This is a genomic window from Pseudalkalibacillus sp. NRS-1564 (genome assembly GCF_050467905.1).
In the GTDB taxonomy this organism is placed as follows: Bacteria; Bacillota; Bacilli; order Bacillales; family Guptibacillaceae; genus Guptibacillus; species Guptibacillus hwajinpoensis_B.
This window is the reverse complement of the sequence record NZ_JBITPM010000040.1, coordinates 20,362-39,618: the sequence shown is the minus strand read 5'-3', so window position 1 is coordinate 39,618 and position 19,257 is coordinate 20,362. Positions and strand designations below refer to the sequence as shown.

14 protein-coding genes and 1 riboswitch are annotated in these 19,257 nt (G+C 39.5%); of the genes, 5 read left to right on the top strand and 9 right to left on the bottom strand.

The genetic code is table 11. The features are described from left to right. Positions 1–14: 14 nt before the first annotated feature. From argC to cydD, 5 genes are all read right to left on the bottom strand, one after another. Positions 15–1,052 carry an N-acetyl-gamma-glutamyl-phosphate reductase gene (gene argC / locus ACIFPW_RS18125; RefSeq protein ID WP_430246385.1) on the bottom strand — a complete coding sequence of 346 codons (1,038 nt, stop codon included), beginning with the start codon at positions 1,050–1,052 and terminating at the stop codon, positions 15–17. 206 nt (positions 1,053–1,258) lie between these two features. After that, the gene (locus tag ACIFPW_RS18120) at positions 1,259–3,403 is read right to left on the bottom strand and encodes a DNA topoisomerase III (protein WP_430246383.1); all 2,145 of its coding nucleotides are present in this window, start codon (positions 3,401–3,403) and stop codon (positions 1,259–1,261) included. A gap of 86 nt (positions 3,404–3,489) precedes the next feature. Beyond that, positions 3,490–3,792 carry a hypothetical protein gene (locus ACIFPW_RS18115; protein WP_430246381.1) on the bottom strand — a complete coding sequence of 101 codons (303 nt, stop codon included), beginning with the start codon at positions 3,790–3,792 and terminating at the stop codon, positions 3,490–3,492. A gap of 158 nt (positions 3,793–3,950) precedes the next feature. Then, positions 3,951–5,660 carry a thiol reductant ABC exporter subunit CydC gene (gene cydC / locus ACIFPW_RS18110; protein ID WP_430246379.1) on the bottom strand — a complete coding sequence of 570 codons (1,710 nt, stop codon included), beginning with the start codon at positions 5,658–5,660 and terminating at the stop codon, positions 3,951–3,953. Further along, positions 5,657–7,390 (bottom strand): thiol reductant ABC exporter subunit CydD, encoded by a 1,734-nt coding sequence (gene cydD / locus ACIFPW_RS18105; protein WP_430246377.1) that lies wholly within the window; start codon positions 7,388–7,390, stop codon positions 5,657–5,659. The genes cydC and cydD overlap by 4 nt, the downstream gene beginning before the upstream one ends. Before the next feature lie 257 nt (positions 7,391–7,647). On the opposite strand from cydD, the gene ACIFPW_RS18100 reads away from it, so the two are divergent. Then, positions 7,648–9,891 carry a hypothetical protein gene (locus tag ACIFPW_RS18100; RefSeq protein WP_430246375.1) on the top strand — a complete coding sequence of 748 codons (2,244 nt, stop codon included), beginning with the start codon at positions 7,648–7,650 and terminating at the stop codon, positions 9,889–9,891. Between the two features lie 47 nt (positions 9,892–9,938). Here the strand turns inward: ACIFPW_RS18100 and msrA are convergent, their stop codons facing one another. The 4 genes from msrA to ACIFPW_RS18080 all read right to left on the bottom strand — a co-directional run bounded on the left by msrA (position 9,939) and on the right by ACIFPW_RS18080 (position 14,031). Then, a complete protein-coding gene (msrA, locus tag ACIFPW_RS18095) occupies positions 9,939–10,589 on the bottom strand; it encodes a peptide-methionine (S)-S-oxide reductase MsrA (RefSeq protein ID WP_430246373.1) in 651 nt (216 codons plus the stop codon). 99 nt (positions 10,590–10,688) lie between these two features. Then, a riboswitch (SAM riboswitch) is annotated at positions 10,689–10,802 on the bottom strand. 87 nt (positions 10,803–10,889) lie between these two features. After that, positions 10,890–12,293, bottom strand: coding sequence for a Na+/H+ antiporter NhaC family protein (locus tag ACIFPW_RS18090; protein ID WP_194221612.1), 1,404 nt, complete (start codon positions 12,291–12,293; stop codon positions 10,890–10,892). A gap of 195 nt (positions 12,294–12,488) precedes the next feature. Further along, entirely contained in the window at positions 12,489–13,532 is a 1,044-nt protein-coding gene (gene fni / locus ACIFPW_RS18085) for a type 2 isopentenyl-diphosphate Delta-isomerase (RefSeq protein WP_226613046.1), read from the bottom strand. Continuing rightward, entirely contained in the window at positions 13,513–14,031 is a 519-nt protein-coding gene (locus ACIFPW_RS18080) for a glycosyl-4,4'-diaponeurosporenoate acyltransferase (RefSeq protein ID WP_194221611.1), read from the bottom strand. Before ACIFPW_RS18080 ends, fni begins: the two co-directional genes overlap by 20 nt. A gap of 179 nt (positions 14,032–14,210) precedes the next feature. On the opposite strand from ACIFPW_RS18080, the gene ACIFPW_RS18075 reads away from it, so the two are divergent. The 4 genes from ACIFPW_RS18075 to ACIFPW_RS18060 are packed head-to-tail and all read left to right on the top strand — an operon-like array spanning position 14,211 to position 19,127. Next, positions 14,211–15,716 (top strand): phytoene desaturase family protein, encoded by a 1,506-nt coding sequence (locus ACIFPW_RS18075; RefSeq protein ID WP_430246370.1) that lies wholly within the window; start codon positions 14,211–14,213, stop codon positions 15,714–15,716. Positions 15,717–15,733: 17 nt separating this feature from the next. Further along, positions 15,734–16,546 carry a carotenoid biosynthesis protein gene (locus tag ACIFPW_RS18070; RefSeq protein WP_430246368.1) on the top strand — a complete coding sequence of 271 codons (813 nt, stop codon included), beginning with the start codon at positions 15,734–15,736 and terminating at the stop codon, positions 16,544–16,546. Next, the gene (locus tag ACIFPW_RS18065) at positions 16,546–17,667 is read left to right on the top strand and encodes a glycosyltransferase (protein ID WP_430246366.1); all 1,122 of its coding nucleotides are present in this window, start codon (positions 16,546–16,548) and stop codon (positions 17,665–17,667) included. Before ACIFPW_RS18070 ends, ACIFPW_RS18065 begins: the two co-directional genes overlap by 1 nt. Beyond that, positions 17,664–19,127: a phytoene desaturase family protein gene (locus ACIFPW_RS18060; RefSeq protein ID WP_430246364.1), complete on the top strand. Its 1,464-nt coding sequence runs from the start codon at positions 17,664–17,666 to the stop codon at positions 19,125–19,127. Before ACIFPW_RS18065 ends, ACIFPW_RS18060 begins: the two co-directional genes overlap by 4 nt. Positions 19,128–19,257: the final 130 nt, after the last annotated feature.

Sequence of the window (19,257 nt, the reverse complement as noted above, 5' to 3'; positions counted from 1 at the left end):
TTCGTTTAGTAGATTTATGGAAATACTGGAGATAAACTAAGACCTGCTGTCTCAGGATAACCAAATCGTAGATTCATATTCTGTACCGCTTGACCAGCGGCGCCTTTCATCAAATTGTCAATCACCGAGATGATCGTTAAGCGATTTGTTCTCGGATCTACAGAAAGACCAATATCACAGTAGTTAGAACCGGAAACACCTTTTGTTGAGGGGCATTTCCCTTCAGGCATCACGCGGATAAATGGATGATCCTCATAGATTGATTGGTAAAGATCAATCACTTCTGCTTCGGATCGATCATGAGATAGATTGACATACATGCTGCACATCATCCCTCTTGTAAGCGGGACGAGGTGAGTAGAGAACGATACATTTACATTTTCGCCGATTTGATTCGATATGACTTGTTCTATTTCAGGGATATGCTGATGTTTGCCAAGTTTGTATGCTGATACATTTTCATTAACTTCAGAGTAATGGGCTGTAAGACTCGTTTTACGTCCTGCACCTGAAAGGCCCGACTTTCCATCGATGATTAAAGACGATGGATCAGCCCATCCTTTTTGAATGATTGGAAGAATACCTAGTAGCGTTGCCGTCGGATAGCATCCAGGATTGGCAATTAAGTTTGCGGATTTGATGTCTTCTGAATAGTATTCCGATAATCCATATACCGCTTCTGTTAAAGCTCCTTCTGGTGGAGATGAATGGTTATACCATTTTTCGTATAAATCTCCACTCTTTAATCGGAAGTCTCCGGATAAATCGATCATTGGAACACCCGTATTTAGTAGTGAAGGAACAGATTGACTGCTCACGCCAGCTGGTGTTGCGAAGAAGATAACATCTGACTCGGAAGCAAGCTTCTCTGCATCAAGTGCTTCAAACTGACTTACTTGTATATTCGTGAGATGTGGGAAAACATCATGGACATTTGTTCCTGCGTTAGATGGAGATACAATTGTATTAATTTCTACTTCAGGGTGACTAAGCAATAAGCGAATTAATTCAAGGCCGCTATATCCGCTAGCACCGACTATACTTGCTTTCACTATTTCCACTCCCTCTTTCATTGCTTATTGAATGATTATACATATATAAGTATATATATACAACAGGTTTTTTATTATTTTTTCAAATTTATGAATTTGTCACAACGTATTAACAAGCGCAACTTGTTTATCATCCTGATAAAGAGTGTGTTAGGTGAGAAAATTAGTTCAAAAAAAGCATGCCCCTATGAAAGGCATGCTTAAAATTACTTCTTTTCAAATTCAAATGTTAGTTTTTTCTCATCCGGACTCCATACAAGCGCGGCATTAAACGTCCCTTTTTTACTTTTCAGCCCTTTGATTACATTGGATTTTCCTTCAGTTAGAATTTTTTTAGCGTTCGTTTGCGAAATAGGTTTACCAAGAATTCGTTTGGAGATTGTAAACGGGCAACTTGTTTTAGCATAACTACTACACCCAAATAATTTCCCCTTATCCAGTACGTCAGAACCGCAAAGTGGGCATGTGCCAACCTTTTTTCCTAGTGATTTTTTGGATGGCTGTGCTTCTATCTTAATATCTTTTAAATCCCATGATGCAGAAGATTCAACTGCATCGGAGGTTAGCTTCGCTGCAAGTTTCTTCACAGATTCCATGAACGCTTGTGGAGAAGCCTCGCCACTTCCAATTTGTTTTAGCCGCTGCTCCCATTTCGCTGTCATTTCAGGACTTGAAAGAACGGCATTTCCGATCGAATCGATCAATAACATGCCTTTTTCCGTTGCATATACCTGGTTTTTTACAACATCGATGTATTTGCGATCTTTGAGCATTGTGATGATGCCCGCTCTAGTCGCTTCAGTCCCAAGTCCTTCTGTGTCTTTCAAGATCTTCTCAAGAGATTCATCATCTAGATGCTTACCGGCCGTCTTCATCATTGTAATAAGCTGTCCTTCAGTAAATCGTTTTGGCGGCTGTGTTTTGCCTTCTGTTACTTCTACAGATACAACTTTACCTTGTTCGTTCTTTTCAATAGGTGGTAACTCTTCATCCTTCTGACTCGATGGGATAATTCGTTGCCATCCTTCCTGAATTCGCACCTGTCCTTTTGATTGGAATAGGGCTCTATTATCAACGAGGGTGAGCACAGTTGTATAATCGACAATCGATGCCTCTTCGTGCGCCGCTAGTAAACTTCGTGCGATTAAATCATATATTTTAGCTTCATCACCTGATAATTTATCCAGGTTTGGCACCTGTTCTGTTGGAATGATCGCATAGTGATCACTTACTTTCGCAGCATTCACAAATCGCTTGTCCGTTAAGAGCGAGTCACGTTTTAGTGGAAAATACTCTTGATAAGCTCGCTGCTTCTGAAGCTTTGATAAAATCGAAGGGAATTCTGCCGCTTCATCCTTGGTGACAAAACTAGAATCACTTCTTGGATACGAAATGTTCCCCTTTGTGTAAAGCTTCTGAGCAATATCCAACGTTTTTTTCGGTGAAAATTTATAGCGCTTGTTGGCAGTAGACTGAAGAGATGATAGTTGATACAAGAAGGGAGCTTTGTACTGCTTCCGTTCTTTCTTAACCTCACTCGCTAAACAGTCCTTATTTTCACAAAATTGAGCAATGGCTTGGGCCATTTCGGGCGACTCAAGTCTCGTTTGATCTTCATTGATCCATTTTCCAACAATCATTTTTCCATTGTAATCAAATGTGCCCTTCACTTCCCAAAACGGCTCTGAATTAAAGTTCGCAATCTCTTTCTCTCGTTGAACGACTAATGCTAGTGTAGGCGTTTGAACCCTTCCTGCAGAAAAAACATCCTGTAACCCTTTTTGTTTAAAAAGAAGTGTATACACGCGTGAGGCGTTAATTCCTACGACCCAATCTGCACAAGATCTTGCATAAGCCTCGTAATAAAGATTACGCGTTTCTGTTTCTTCTAACAGTGATTGAAATCCTTCTTTTACTGCACGTTCTGTTAGTGAAGAAATCCAAAGTCGCTTCATTGGTTTCTTGCAACGAGCCTGATTCAAAATCGTACGGACGATGAGTTCACCCTCTCTCCCAGCATCACCCGCGTGAATAATAGATCCTACTTCTTTTTTGTTAACGAGTTCTTTAATGACATTAAATTGTTTCCATTTTCCTTTCGTTACCTGATATTGAAATTGTGTCGGAATCATCGGAAGGGTTTGAAGAGACCACTTCTTCCATGAAGATTCGTATGTTTCAGGTGGAACGAGTTCACACAAGTGTCCTACAGCCCAAGTCATATAGGCTCCATCAGGAAAATCAGGATTAGGTTTAATATAGAGATATCCTTGTTTTTTTTCGGTTGGATAAAGGGCGGCAAGACGCGTTCCCTGATCTGGCTTTTCGGCGATAATACAAACAGCTGCCAAAGGTAACATTCCTCTCTCAAAAAAATACGCTAGCTATTAGTATATCGTACATGTGATCGTATATGGTAGTAGGTGTTTTAACGATCCTAACTATATTCAACTATCGCTAAGGCGCTTGGATCAAAAGGATCCTGACGAATGCTAGTAGATGGAATTCCGAGCAGCACGTTTTTATTATCAGATTGAACCGCTTCCTCTTCTATAACAATTGGTATGTTTTCATGAACAAGGCTCACAATTTTAGGGCCACCCTCTTTTGATACCTCGAAATTCAAAACTTTCGTACAAAAGGCTAGCGCTTGTTTCATATTAGGTACTTTCACGGTTACACACTCACGTTGTTTAACAATAAACCCCCTCCTTTTCAGATCATCCCTATAAAATTCCATATAAAGAAGACTTCCCCCTTCTTTTTGTCATAGCATTAGTTCTAAGGTCGATTCTCTATTGATTCACAAATCAACATGTCCATTAAAAAAGTCAACAAAAAAACTTCCAATCGCTATTTTCCTTCAGTAAGCGATTGGAAGATGAGACTCCATCAATATTAAAGAAGGACACTTTTCTCAATTTCTCTCATTTGATAGAAATAGCCCTTTATTTTCATCAATTCTTTATACGTACCACTTTCTACGATTTGCCCTGAATCCATTACGATAATTTGATCCATTTGTTCAAGATTGTTTAAACGATGACTGACCAGTAGAAGCGTATCTTCTTTCGCTTGTTCAAAAAGATGCTTGAGAATTGACCTTTCAGTAAGAAGGTCGACTGAGGAAGTCGGTTCATCTAATAACCAGACTCGTTTACCCTTTAAGAAGGAACGGGCGATAGCGAGGCGCTGTTGCTCACCACCAGAAAGGTTCGATCCTTTTTCGTGCACGCTATAATCGAGAGAAAAATGTTCTAGCTGGACAGCTTGAAGACTTTCCATTAACTTTTCATCGGATAATGACTCTCCGGCTAGAAGCAAATTATCACGAATCGTACCTGAAAAGAAATGATTTTGTTGCAGGACGACATTCGTCTTGCTCCAGATATTCTCTTCGGAAAGCGATTGAATGGAACGATCATTCATCTCTAATGCGCCACTTCCCTCAAAGAACTTTAAGAAAAGTTGTAAAAGAGTCGATTTTCCAGAACCACTTGGTCCAACAATAGCCGTTTTTCCTCCTGCTGGAATATGAACCGTTACATTAGTTAATGACTTTCGTATTTCATTTGGATAAGAAAAAGTGACATTTCTTGCCGACAAAGAAAAAGCTTTCTCATTAGGAAGATCCACCTTTTCTTTCTCTTCCACCCTTGGCTTCCCTTCTACAGATGACAGTCTTTTCGAAGCTACTATGCTATCTTGCAAATAAGCAGGCATGATAGCCAATGGCACTGCGTTCTCAAAGGACGTTAAAGAGATCAGGACAAGCATGGCGAGAAACACGCCATCTAGTTCTCCCGTTGTAACAAGATATGAACCGATCCCAATAACACTCCAGGTTACAAATAAAGACACAAATGAATTAACGGCTTGATGAAGCACTTCTGCTTTTCCTTCTTTGCTTTGAGCAATCCCATAGTCGTTGGATTTTGTTCTAAGATCGCTTTTCTTTCCTTCAACCTCATTCATGATTTTCAAATCACGATAACCAGCGAAAAACTCAGCTGAATCAGCAGCAAATTCTCCTCTACTTGAACGAACCTTTCGATCCTTTTTTCGAATACTCCACGCAAAGTAACCCGGAATCACAATCCCTGTAAAAATTACTCCAAGTAACATTAGAAGTGCAATTTCGAAAGAATAGAATAGCGTAAACCAAATCGTAACAAGGAATATGAGAATAAAAACAATAGGTGGATAAAAAACGCGAAGGTAAAAATGCTGCAGTCGATCAATATCTCCTACAATTCTACCTAGCAGATCTCCACTGCGATATCTCTGTGACAACCCTGCCGCTATTGGCTCAAGCTTTTTATAAAAGGAGACGCGCATGTTGCTTAAAATGGAAAACGTCGCGCGATGAGAATATATCCTTTCAAAGTAGCGTCCAGCTGCGCGGGCAAGTCCAAAAAATTTCACAACAGCTGTTAAAATCGCTAATGCAAACACAGGTAACGATAAGGCTGCCTTCGAAATTAAATAGCCGCTAGAAGCAAACAAGGCAACAGCTGTTATTCCCGCAATAAAACCAAATAATATTGAGAGGAGGATATCCCGTTTTTCTGTCAGCATCTCACGCCATACAAATGCTAGCTCTCTCATAAAGTGACCTCCGCCTTCTGCGTATCAACCATATCACGATACAACTCACTTGAAGCGTAAAGCGATTCATCGGTTCCTTCCGCGATCAAGTTTCCCTTATCAAGGAGTATAATATGATCGGCATTTCGTATTGTATGGATACGGTGTGCTACAGTAATCATTGTTGCGTTTTTTGATAGTTCTTTGATCGAAGTATGAAGAACTTTTTCTGTATATAAATCAAGTCCCGTTGTTGGTTCATCAAATAAAATAATCTCTGGTTGTTTTATAAATGCTCGAGCAAGCGCAATTCTCTGCTTCCCTCCTCCAGATATCCCTCTTCCGGATTCACCAATAACCGTCTCATAACCATTTTCAAGAGAAGCAATAAACGAAGAAATACCAGCTTTCTCAGCCGCCGCTTCGATTTGTATTTTATCCCTACTTTTTGATCCAATCGCGATATTTTCAGCGATCGTTCCAGTAAACAAATACGGGTTTTGTGATATAAAGCCTATCTTTGAAAACCAGCTTTCTTCTTCTAAACTTGTTAGGGGAATTTCGTCGGCGGTAATGGCACCTTCTTGAGGTGGAAGCAATCCACCAAGCAAATTCAAAAGCGTCGATTTTCCAGATCCACTCCGACCAATCACGGCCGTATTGCTATAAGGTTTAATAGTTAGATCAATAGAGGATAACCCAAATCCACTCTCCTGATAGCGATATGAAACGTTCTTAAACGCCAACAGTGGTGGCCTCTCCTTCGTTTCAAGTAATCGATCTCCCCATTTCATTTCGTCACTTTCACGATGAAGTTCTTCACTTACCTTTTTCATTGCACTCATGCTACCTCTACCAGTATGAAAAGCACTGCCTAGTTCCTTTAGGGAAAGATAGAACTCAGGAGCAAGCATAAGAAGGAAAAAGGCTGTAGCAAAAGACATGCTATTAAACACAATGAGACGAAGACCAATCTCAAGAGCGATAATCCCAATGCTTAACATTGAAATAAGCTCAAGCATAAGGGATGAAACAAACGCAACCTTAAGAACTTCGAGCGTTGCATCTCGATAATTCAAGCTGCTTTCTTCCATAATCGAGCGATATTTCTTCGATTGACGAAACAAGTTCAACGTAGTCAAACCCTGAATTGTATCAAGAAAGCGACCAGAAAAAACGGTCATCTGCTCTAGCTTCTCCTCGGATTTTTTCTGAGTACGAATGCCGATAATAATATAAAAGAGTGGAATGAATGGAGCCGTCACGATCATTATTAGCCCTGTTTCAATATGCTGAGTTGAAACTGCGATTAGAATAAAAAAAGGAATAACCGCCGTTTTAAACACTTGTGGAATGTATTGACTATAATAGGAATCAATCTCATCCACCGCATCTAGTAAAACGCTCACTTTCTGTCCAGATTGACCCTGGTAAGACGTTAGAAGTGCGTCTCGAGAAAATTTATTCAAAAGCGCTTCTCTTATTCTTTGTTTTACAATAGCGGCCATGTTAACGCCTGCTTTTCCCATTAAATAAGATACGCAAGGGCGTAGCGCCATGACAATCAGTAAGCCAATGAGATACGATGAAATGTCTGAATATGCTAGTTTTTCAATAAATACCCGATTCACTATTTCTACTGTAAGAAAAGCCTGTACAATAATGGATGCGCCAATCATAAGAGCACCTAAAATCATAAACAAGTGTGTGATTTTAAAACCTGAAGCATACGCTTTAAGTTCGTTCTTCACCTGATCCCCCACCTTTAGTTTCACAACAAACATACGTTTGTGAAATATTTCACATTAATTCTTAATTCCTATTGTACGACTTATACAAAGGAGAAGCAAATACTACGCAGCGATTATTTTTACAATTAAATGAACGAAATCTGTGCTAGAGTCATCGAGCCACTACTTATTCAATTGAGGCATTCTTAGATTTAGCATTCTTCCTTATTTCCTATTTGCTATAATGAAAGCAGCAGGATAAGAAATGGAGGATTAGCGTGGAACACGAACCTGAATTTGAAAAAACGCGTAAAAATACACACAAACGAAATAAATTAAAGCATTTATTGATTTCTTTTACTCAACCATTACAATCCTTCTTTAAAACCATATGGAAAGGAGCTTCTTACGGCGCTCTTTTTATGACAATGCTGCTAATCTTTTCGATTGGGTTTGATTTTCATACTGGACTGGGTCAAATAATGGACGTTATTCTTTTCCTATTAATTGCAGTTGTCAGTACACTGCTCACCGTTAAGATTGGTACATGGTTCATAGAGCATTTCAAAAGATTACCCTCTCTTCTCATTGCAAGTATTGGAGTCTCGCTTGCTATAACCATTTATACATTAGATCAATTTCGTCAATTAGAGAACATCCTTCCGCTCTCCTATCTCTTAATTGCAGTCGGTATCATCCTTGGCGCTATGTTCGGATACCCTCTTTCTAAAGGCATCAAAAAGCCAATGTCTATGATCATGCTACTGTTTGGTGTTTTAGCAACGTCAGCTTTTTCATACTGGTTATTCACACCTGGTTTAATGAATGATCGTCTCTCTATTAATGTAGAGCCGCTCTCACCTGTTAGTGATAACCCTTCAGAATACGGCTCATTTGATGTAACTACTTATACATATGGAAGTGGAAAGGATAAGCAACGTCCTGAATTTGGGGAGCAAGTAGATATTCAAACGATGTCAGTTAACGCTTCAAGTATGATTGGAGAATGGTCCAAAGAACGCGAGTGGTTCTGGGGCTTTAAAGACACCAATGTGCCACTTAATGGACGTGTATGGGTGCCTAAAGGAAATGGTTCTTTTCCTCTTGTCCTTATTGTCCATGGAAACCATAAGATGGAGGACTTCTCAGATGAAGGCTACAATTATTTAGGTGAGTTACTCGCTAGTCGTGGCTTTTTAACAGTATCAGTAGATGAGAACTTCTTCAATTCAACATGGTCTGGTGGCCTCGCAGGAGACATTAATGGACGCGCCTGGTTGCTGCTTAAACATATTGAAGAAATGGAGAAATTATCTTCTCAAAAAGATAATCCATTATTCAACAAAGTGAAGATGGATCAAATTGCTTTAATAGGTCATTCTCGCGGTGGTCAAGCTGCCATTTTAGCAGCAAAATTCAATGACCTTGATCGTTACCCAAATAACGGGAACATGACTTTTGATTCCCATTATAATATTGAATCTGTTATCGCACTTGCACCGACGGATTATCAAACACTTTCAGATCGAAAAATCGAAGTGGATGATGTCAATTATTTATTACTTCAAGGTTCTTATGATAGTGATTTATCGGAATTCGAAGGCGACCGACAGTATAATGGGATTGATTTAACTGGCAGTAAAGAAGCTATGAAAGCAGCCCTTTATATTGATCGCGCCAATCACGGACAATTTAACACAACGTGGGGAGAAAACGATACGTATTTCCCTTTCACGCTTTTATTAAATAAAGAGCCTCTTCTTAAAGGCACTGAACAACGACAAATAGCCCGCACATATGTTGCTGGCTTTCTTGAGGCGACGCTTCATCAAAATGAGTCCTATCAACCGATGTTTGAGGATTATCGCTATGCTCTCGAATGGCTACCTGATACAACATACATTAGTAAATATGAAGATCCTTCGTATCATATCTATAGCACCTTTGAAGAGGACGTTGATGTCACAACAGCGACATCTCCCTATATCACCATAGAGACTAATAGCTTGCTGCAATGGTATGAAGGAGAGCTTGAATTTCGACGCGATAAAGAAAGAGGTACTCATGGGGTCTTTTTGAAATGGGATCATTCCTATTCAAAGAACGGCGCATACAAATTAAATTTCAAGAAAGCCCTTCAGGATCCATTTGCTTATACAATGAACAGTTCATTAACATTCACAGCAGCAAACCTTTCAGATCCATCTGACCAGCAACCTGTTGATTTCACAATCACGGCTAGTTCAGATAACGGAGCATCCGCTAGTGTTAAGCTGAGTGACGTCATGCAGTTGCAAGGTGTTCTTCCTATTCAACACACAAAAACAAAATACTTCGAAGAAGGACGTTATGGTGAACCTACTGAACCGGTTCTCCAAACCTTTAATATTCCGATGCAGCGATTCTTAGAAGCAAACAATGCCTTTAATCCGAAGAAGATGAATGCTCTTACATTCGAATTTAATGCATCAGAGAAAGGAAAAGTCTTTATTGATCAAATAGGTGTCAATCAAGGTGATTAACTAAAAAAGGCCTTCCCTCATGACAATGAGAGAAGGCCTTTTTTCTATTATGAAATTTTGCAAGAAGACTGTCCACGCTTAGCAAGATAGCTTTGATGATACTCATCTGCACGATAGAATGAAGTGATTGGTATAATTTGCGTCACAACTGGTTTTTTGAAGCGTCCAGATCGCTCAAGTTTTTCTTTCGCAAATAATGCTATTTCTGCCTGCTCATTTGAGTGGTAAAAGATCGCTGAGCGATAGCGTGTTCCGACATCTTCTCCCCGTTTGTTTAAGGAGGTTGGATTATGATTTTCGAAGAAAACCTCTACAAGTTCTTCATAAGAAATGAGAGAAGGATCATATTCAACTTGTACGGATTCGGCATGGCCTGTTAATTCAGAATAAACATCTTCATAAGTTGGATTAATCGTCTCTCCTCCTGTAAACCCTGCTGAAGTTGAAATAACACCGTTCAATTGTTGAAATAGCGCTTCTACTCCCCAAAAGCACCCTGCTGCAAATGTTGCTTGTTCCACTATGACCACTCCGTTTCCTTTTCTCTGTATGGTTTTATTTGATCGAGCATATATGTTTTCTAATTCATTTAGTGATAACATATAAAGTTGCTTTTCACCCTTCTTATATATCCCTTGTGAGAGAAGGGTCTTAATAAGCTGTTGTTTTCTTGCTTCGTTATCCAATAGTGTATGCAATATCAGTCGCTCCCTCTACTAAAACATATTTCCAAATGAGGGTGCATAAAAAAACCCTCATCTGCTCGAACAGAAGAGGGTTTGGATAGACCGAGCCTCTTCTCATTTTTCGACTTTCGTCGCAGGAATTAGCACGGTTCCAATTGAACATAAGTTCATAGGTCCGTTGCCGAGGTATCTAAGGGCCAGTCCCTCCACCTCTCTGAATAAGAAGATCCTTTAAACAAAGGATTATTAAGTTAGTCCCAATAATAAATGGTTTTAAAACGGATGTCAATACAAAAGTACTCATAAAAATAATTATATTACAAAAGAGATAACAAAGTAGCCAGCTGCTGCTAATCCCGCCGCTAATAAAGCTGGGCCAAGCTTAAATTTCGCATATGTCATAGGATTCAACTGCAAGATCCTCGCAACTGTATTCGTATTGTCACTTAGCGGAGAAGCAAAAGCGCCAAATGTCCCACTCGCAAACACGGCTCCAATGACAACAGGTAGATCTGCTCCTGTAGAATACCCTAATGAAATACCGAGCGGCATTAAAATTCCCCATGTGCCCCATGATGAGCCAATAAAGTATGAAATAAACGCCCCAACGAGAAATAAGACTGGTGGTACAAATAAAGTAGGAATCCAATCAAGGTTTGAGGTAACAAAAGACGAGAAGCCAAGAGCTTCTGTTGAAGCTGCTAAGCCCCAAACGACAGTAAGCAAGACGATGACCGGCATCATCTCGTTACCACCTTCGATAAAATAAGTAACAAGGTCCTTTAAAGAAAAACGCTGAAATAAATAGAAAATGAACGTTAAGAGTACTGTAGTGAGAAGTGCAAAGACCATCGCGTCGAGGACATCTGCCTCAATAAACGCCTTGATTAAAGAAGTAAACCCCTTCTTATAACCACTCCAATATGTAAGAAGAAGTGTTAGGAGAATTACTCCTCCAAGAGGTATTAATAAATTCATCGGTTTCGTAGGAAGATCCTTCGCCACAGCTGGATGACAATCTTCCCATTGATCATCAAGCTTTTTTTCCACATTACCTGCGTCTGTAGCTGGCGTTTTTCGATGATGGAAAAAACTCAAATAAAAGCCAATCAATAAAATACTAATCGAAAAAAAGTTGTAAGGGATACTTTGAAGAAAGTAACGATAGCCATCTCCTTCAATGCCTTCTGCTTTTAGTGAAAGCTGCACAACAGATGACATATAGCCGACAAAAGCGGTAGCAATTGGCATTAAGACAATAACTGGAGTTGCTGTCGTTTCTATCACAAATCCAAGCTCCTGAGGAGTAATTTTCACTTTATTTAAAAGAGCTTTCATGATTGGGGCTACCGTTACAATGCGGAAACTAGGAGCACTAAATGTTCCTAGCGTTGACACCCACGTCAGAAATAACGCTCCTTTTTTTGAGTTGATTTTGGATGAGGCAACTTGAACAAATCCTTTTATCCCACCAGTATATTTCATCAATCCGATTAAGCCCGTAAACATATATAGAAAAAGGACGATTTTAACATTATTTTCATCTTTCAAACCAGTCATAATAAATTCATAGAACTGTTGTAAACCAATGATCAATCCAGGTTTGTATATAAATGATGCTGTTAGCAAACCCGCCGTTAATCCGGGGATCACTAGTTTTGTTTTCATCGCAATGATAATGACAACGATAAACGGAAAAATGGATAACCAGGCCATTAGCGTCGCCCTCCTTAAGCTCTAGTTTGCTCTCTAGAGAACGACCTATACTACGGGAACCGATAATGTTGATTCCTCATTCGTCTGAGCAAGTGGAGTTGCTCGAAGTCATTGGTGCCATATGGTTTAAATAAGACAAATTGAACATCGTTCCTTAACTTATTCATACAAAAAAGCCAGAGCTCAGTGCTCTGGCTATTTCTTTTTTAATGCGCTATTGTATTTTAATCTATTGATCGATGCAGCTCCAATTCCAAACATAGCTGTTCGTAATTCGAACTCAATTCGCTTTAATTGATCTGATAGCGCTTCTTCACTATCATCTACTGCATTTTCAAGTAATGCCCTACCAAATCCGGACACATCCGCCCCGAGAGCAATAGCTTTAGCTGCATCCACACCATTTTTTAGTCCGCCACTTGCAACCATCGGGACATCGGGATGCTGTTTCCTTACATCAATAATACAATCAGCTGTCGGGTTACCCCAATCTTGAAAAGCTTCGGCAGCTTGTTGTCTTAATGTTTGATGGGAACGAAAACTTTCAACTTGAATCCAGGATGTTCCACCCGCTCCAGCAACATCAATAAAACTGGCACCTGCACTTATAAGACGCTGAGCACTCTTCGCATCGATTCCCATGCCAACCTCTTTAATACCGAGTGGAACAGGGATCGCTTTTGCTACTTCTCGAATTTTATCGATTAAATCTTGGAAATTTGTATCACCCTCAGGTTGGAATACTTCTTGTAATGGATTTAAATGAAGCAGAAGCGCATCAGCTTGAATGAAGTCAATCGCTCTCTTACACTCTTCTACTGTAAAACCATAATTGAGTTGAACAGCTCCAATATTGGCTAGTATAGGAATGGTTGGTGCATGTTTTCTTACGTCAAATGAATAAGCGGATTTCGATTCTTGAATAGCGGCACGCATTGAGCCTACACCAAGCGCCCAACCATGTGCTTCAGCAGCTTTGGCAAGACGTTTATTAATCTCCCAAGATCGCTCTGTACCGCCTGTCATTGAGCTGATCAGAAATGGCGTCTTCAATTTCTTATTAAGAAATTGAGTGGAGATATCGACTTCATTATAATCAATTTCTGGTAGTGGATTATGCTTAAAACGATATTTTTCTAACCCCGTCGTAAGTCCCTGTCCTTCCACGTCTTCCGTTAGACAAATATCAATATGTTCGTTCTTTCTTTTTTCGGTTTGATCAAACCCCAAGTGTTCCAATGGAATTCCCCCTGCGCTGCTCTTTTTTCAACTGTCGATGTAATAATGGTTTTAACCTGAGTCGATTGTACCTTTGTATAAGAATAAATGGAAGATTAACTATTAAAGAATACCCAACCATTACTAAACCAATACTCAAAGGATTCCATAAGAAAAACAAGAATGAAGGTGGTATGAGAAGCCAATGGGTCACCTCTGCACGTCTTGTCTCTAAGATAAATTTCCTTATATAAGAAGAAGTGAGCGTTTTGAGTTCTTTCTTCCGAAATCCTCCTTTAAACACATCTCCCCCATCAGGTAGTATTGTTTTCCACTTCCTTATCTGGATACGATCATACACTTTCAGTTCCCATTTCTTATTTTGTAACATTGATTTTTTAGATTCATAAAAGGAATCTGGCAACCGAAGGCAAATATAAGAGATAGAAACATGAATGATCAGCCAGGCAAAAATATTCACTAAGATTAACCCTACGATCGATAAGTGGATGACCTGCATACACATTCCTCGTTTCAAAATTGTTTAACATATCCAAGATTAGGTAATTATTATGTCAGGAAAACCTATTATACACTGTAACAGCGTTATGATTCCTTTACAAAGGTTATACCCACACTATACAATTACAGTGTATAAATGTCGACGCTTGAAGTTAATTCGATGAAGGAGGAGATGGAATGAGCAAAAAAACAATCGTTATTGGTGCTGGACTAGGAGGTCTTTCGGCAGCTATTCGTCTGGCAGCCGATGGACATCAAGTTACCGTACTGGAAAAAAATGAGCGCGCTGGCGGCAAATTAAACAAACGTTCTGGCCAGGGGTTTAAATTCGATACGGGTCCTTCCATTCTAACAATGCCTTGGGTCCTTGAGAAACTATTCAAAAGCGCAAACCGAAATGTAAACGATTATATGACCATTAAACGGATTGAACCTCAATGGAGAACTTTCTTCGAAGATGGCGCCCAGATTGATGTAACAAGTGATATAGCTGTTATGTTATCTGAAGTACATAAGCGCTCAGAGAAAGATTATTCCAACTTCCTCTCCTATTTAGATTATTGCAAAACGATGTTCGATTTAAGCTTAAAAAGCTTTTACAAAAAAAGCTTGTCAGGCATTCAAGATTTGCAAAAACTGCATTCATTTAAAGATCTTCTCACAATGAACCCTATGAAATCAATGAATCAGGCAACGGAAAAATATCTGGATGATAAACATCTTCAGCAGCTCTTTAACTTCTTTATTATGTATATTGGCTCATCACCTTATCATTCCCCTGCCATTCTTTCACAACTTGTTTATGTGCAGCTTGGCCTTGGTATTTATTATGTTGAAGGCGGTATGTATAACATAGCAGAAGGAATGCTTAAGCTACTTGATGAGCTAGGTGTGGACGTACAAGTCAATACAGAGGTCGCTGAGATTCTCACAGTGAACAAAAAAGCAGCTGGTGTAAAACTTGCGAATGGGACGATGATGGAGGCAGACTTAATCGTTAGTAATCTTGAAGGCATCCCTGCCCACGAGACGCTTCTTAGAGGAGAGCCTGGTGCTGAAAAAGTGAAAGATGAATTGAAAAAATATACTCCTACCGTTTCAGGCCTTGTGTTGTTACTTGGTGTAAATAAGACGTTTGATCACCTTCAACACCACAACTTTTTCTTCTCGAAAGATCCCGAGTTAGAATTCAAACAAATATTTGATGAAGGGGTCCCTGCTGACGATCCAACGGTCTATATTGGTGTCTCATCAAAATCTGACCCTACTCAGGCACCGGCTGGAAAAGAAAATCTCTTTGTCTTAACACATGTTCCACCATTAGAGCCTGGTGAGAGCTTTGAGAAACATCGCGGTAGATACCGTGAAATCGTCCTAGATAAATTAGAACGAATGGGTATGACAGGTCTTCGCGAATCAATTGAATTCGAATATCAGTTCATTCCAGATGATATTAAGAATTTATATGGTTCTAACGGCGGCTCTATCTATGGTGTAGCAACGGATCGTAAAGTAAACGGTGGTTTTAAAATACCATCTAGAAGTTCACTAATTGATAATCTGTACTTTGTAGGCGGTTCAACACATCCAGGTGGTGGTGTACCAATGGTTACACTTTCAGGTCAGTTAACTGCAGATTTAATTGCTGAAGATCAGAAATTGAAAGATGAACAAACTGGCTAAGAAAGGGACTTCGCAACATGATGAAATGGGATAACGTAATCTTTCGACTATTTATTTTTTGGTACTGCTGTGGGTTGATCCTTGTTGGCTTCGACCTACTTCCATCGTTTCTTAACTGGGCAAATGCCTTCTTCCTTATACTCTGTGGAATATTAGGCAGCTTTTATTTTGTACGTACGTTTGGGGCTTTGCGGGGGCTTTCAACAGCCTCCTTTATCTTTGCTTTCAGCATGATCGCAGAGGGCTTAGGCGTTCATTATGGTTTAATCTTTGGTAAATATGATTATTCCGGTGATTTTGGGTTTAAATTAGCTGACGTTCCAATAGGGATTGGTTTTGCTTGGATTATGGTGATCGCCGTTACCCATGTGCTATCGCTTCAAATGACCGAAATACTAAATCCTGGAATCATAAGATGGATCGTCTACTCCCTTGTAGGCTCCCTTATTGCCGTTTTAATTGACTTAATCATTGATCCCGTCGCCTATTTAGTGAAGGGTTATTGGGGATGGGACGGAAACGGCGTTTATTATAACGTTCCTTTCCAAAATTTCACGGGCTGGTTCTGGGTATCCCTTTTCTTCCATGCCTTACTCTATCCTCTCTATATGAGGAATAAGGTTCCAAATAGGACTTCTTTCATTATATGGAAGCATCGAATGGCTATGTTATTTGGTATGGTCATGGGTATGTTTATTTTCCTTGCACTACTTGATGGACTTTGGCTTGCGGTCTTTGTAACATCGATTCCTACACTGCTTCTGCTAATTACCTATAAGAAAAAAGCGAAGCAAAATGGACACGCTAAAGTGGAAGAGGTGACCGTCTAATGTTGCTCATCTATATTAGCATTCTTACAGCGTTTGTCTTGTGGACGATCATCAATTCACTCTTCATGCCACGTCTATCAAATCGAAGTATTCAGGGGGATGAGAATGGACGTGTATCCATTCTTATCCCTCTTCGTGATGAAGAACGAAACGTAGGGGAACTCCTTCAAAGCTTAAAAAAGCTCACATATCAAAATATTGAATTTCTTCTACTTGACGACCACTCTAGTGATCAAACATTGAATTTACTGTATGAAGGAACAAAAAATGATCCGCGATTTATGATAATTCGTGGTAAAGACCTACCTGAAGGTTGGACTGGGAAAGTATATGCTTGTCACCAGCTAAGTGAACATGCTAAAGGACAATACCTACTGTTTAATGATGCAGATTTAAGACTGTCGCCAAATGCGGTTCAAGCTGCCCTCTTATTAATGAAAAAGCGGAAGGCTTCCATGATAACAGGGTTTCCTGCTTTTCCTGTAAGCTTGTTTCTTGAAAAGCTTCTTGTACCACTTCAGCATTTTGTCGTTCATTTCCATCTTCCATTAGCACCAGCTAATTGGACGAACCTTCCCTCCTTCACCGCTGCTCATGGGGCTTTTATAATGGTTCATACGGAATCATACAAACACGTTGGTGGTCATGAAGGGATTCGCGAGACCCTCCTAGATGATATTGATTTAGCAAAAGCATTTAAGAAAAAAGGACAAAGAGTTATTCTTGCCAATATAACAAATGTGGTCACTTGTTATATGTATCAAACAAATCGCGAAGTCTGGAATGGTTTCACTAAAAACCTTTTCCCAGGTCTCGGGCGCTCTCGTTACCTAATATGGATCCTCTTTATTTTTTATGGTATTTTCTATGTCGCCCCTTTTATTTTATTACTTGCAGGGCTTTATACAGCATTAACAGGTTCACTAATAGTCGCACTCTTTTACCCCTATGTCCTAATCGTGCTTCAAAAAGCATGGATTGACTTAAGAACGAATCAAAGAGTCACGTTATCGCTCCTCATGCCACTTAGTGCTGTCGCGTTTATGACTCTGTTGATTCATTCTATGCGCACAGGTTTAAGGCAGAAAGGTTATGTTTGGAAAGGAAGAACATACTCATGAAAACAATTGCTGTTATTGGGGCAGGACTCGGTGGGCTCTCTGCTTCAATTAAGCTAGCTAGCAAAGGATACAACGTACACGTTTATGACAAAAATGAATACGCAGGTGGGAAAATGATGCCTGTTAACCTGGGGACACATCACTTTGATTTCGGGCCAAACACAATGACAATGCCTGAAATTTTTGATTCTTTATTTGAAGAAGCAAACCTTAACCCCAGGGATTATTTCACGTGGATGAAGCTCGACCATCATACAAGAAATGTAGACTATGATGGTCAATCTTTTATGATGAGCACAGACGAATCTTTCATGATAGAACAACTACAGAAGCTTGATTCATTTGCAGCGAATCATTATCTCGCATATCTCAAAGAAATTGAACGACTCTATCATTTATCCAAATCATCATTCTTTCCGAGGATGTTTACAAAGTGGAATGATTACTTGTCTCCTACATTGTTTCGTGCGGTTATGAAAGTGAGACCGCTTGAGAAAATGAATCACTTTCATGAACGCTATTTTCAGCATCCTCTTTTATTAAAAGCTTTTAATCGCTATTCTACATATATTGGTTCCTCCCCCTTTCTCTCGCCAGCTACTTTTGCGATGATCGGATACCTTGAGATGGTGCAGGGAGTTTATTATGTTAATGGGGGAAACACCAAACTTGCTGAAAGTCTAGAATCCGCGGCAAAACAGCTAGGTGTCACTTTTCATTTAAATACTGAAGTGAATCAAGTACATGTTGAAAATAAAAAAGCGAAGCAAATTGAAACGGCTTCTGATCGTTTAGACGTAGATAAGGTTATTATTAATGGAGACTTATTAAAAGCCTATCCAGCATTAGTTAATGAGAAAGAGCGGCCATCCATGCCTAACATAAAAATTGAGAGATCATCTCCTTCCATCTCTGCTTTTGTCATCATGGCTGGATTATCAACAAGACTTCCTAATCTCGTACATCATCAAGTATACTTTGCTCAAAATTACAGTCATGAGTTTGAAACGCTATTTAAGGGAGAATGGCCTGACGATCCGACGATCTATATTTCAAATTCTTCAGCAACAGACCCTTCTGTTTCTCCTGATGGAGATAATCTCTTTATTCTAGTAAATGCGCCTCCTCTGTCCGAAAATAACCAAATTTCCTTAGAGGAATATAAAGAGAAAATATATGATAAGTTGGAGAAGCATGGATTACCTATAAGAAAGCATCTTGTCACGGAGAAGGTCATCGGACCTGAAGAAATTAAAGAACGTTTCTACGCTTTCAGAGGGGCACTCTATGGCATTTCTTCGAATTCTTTAAAAAATAGTTTTCTTAGACCTTCCAATCAATCAAAGGATATCTCGAATATCTACTTTGCTGGCGGAAGCACCCATCCTGGTGGTGGTTCTCCAATGGTCGTCATTAGCGGGAAAAATGTGGCGAATCGAATCATATGCGAAGATCACTAGTGCACAAGTACAAATTGTTCAGTAAAGAACGCCATTTATGGTAGACAATCTAAACAAATTTAAAGTGCCTTCCAAATGAAGCTTGCGTTTGGAGGGCACTTTTCGATTTAATTTTTCAATTATTTCGTTT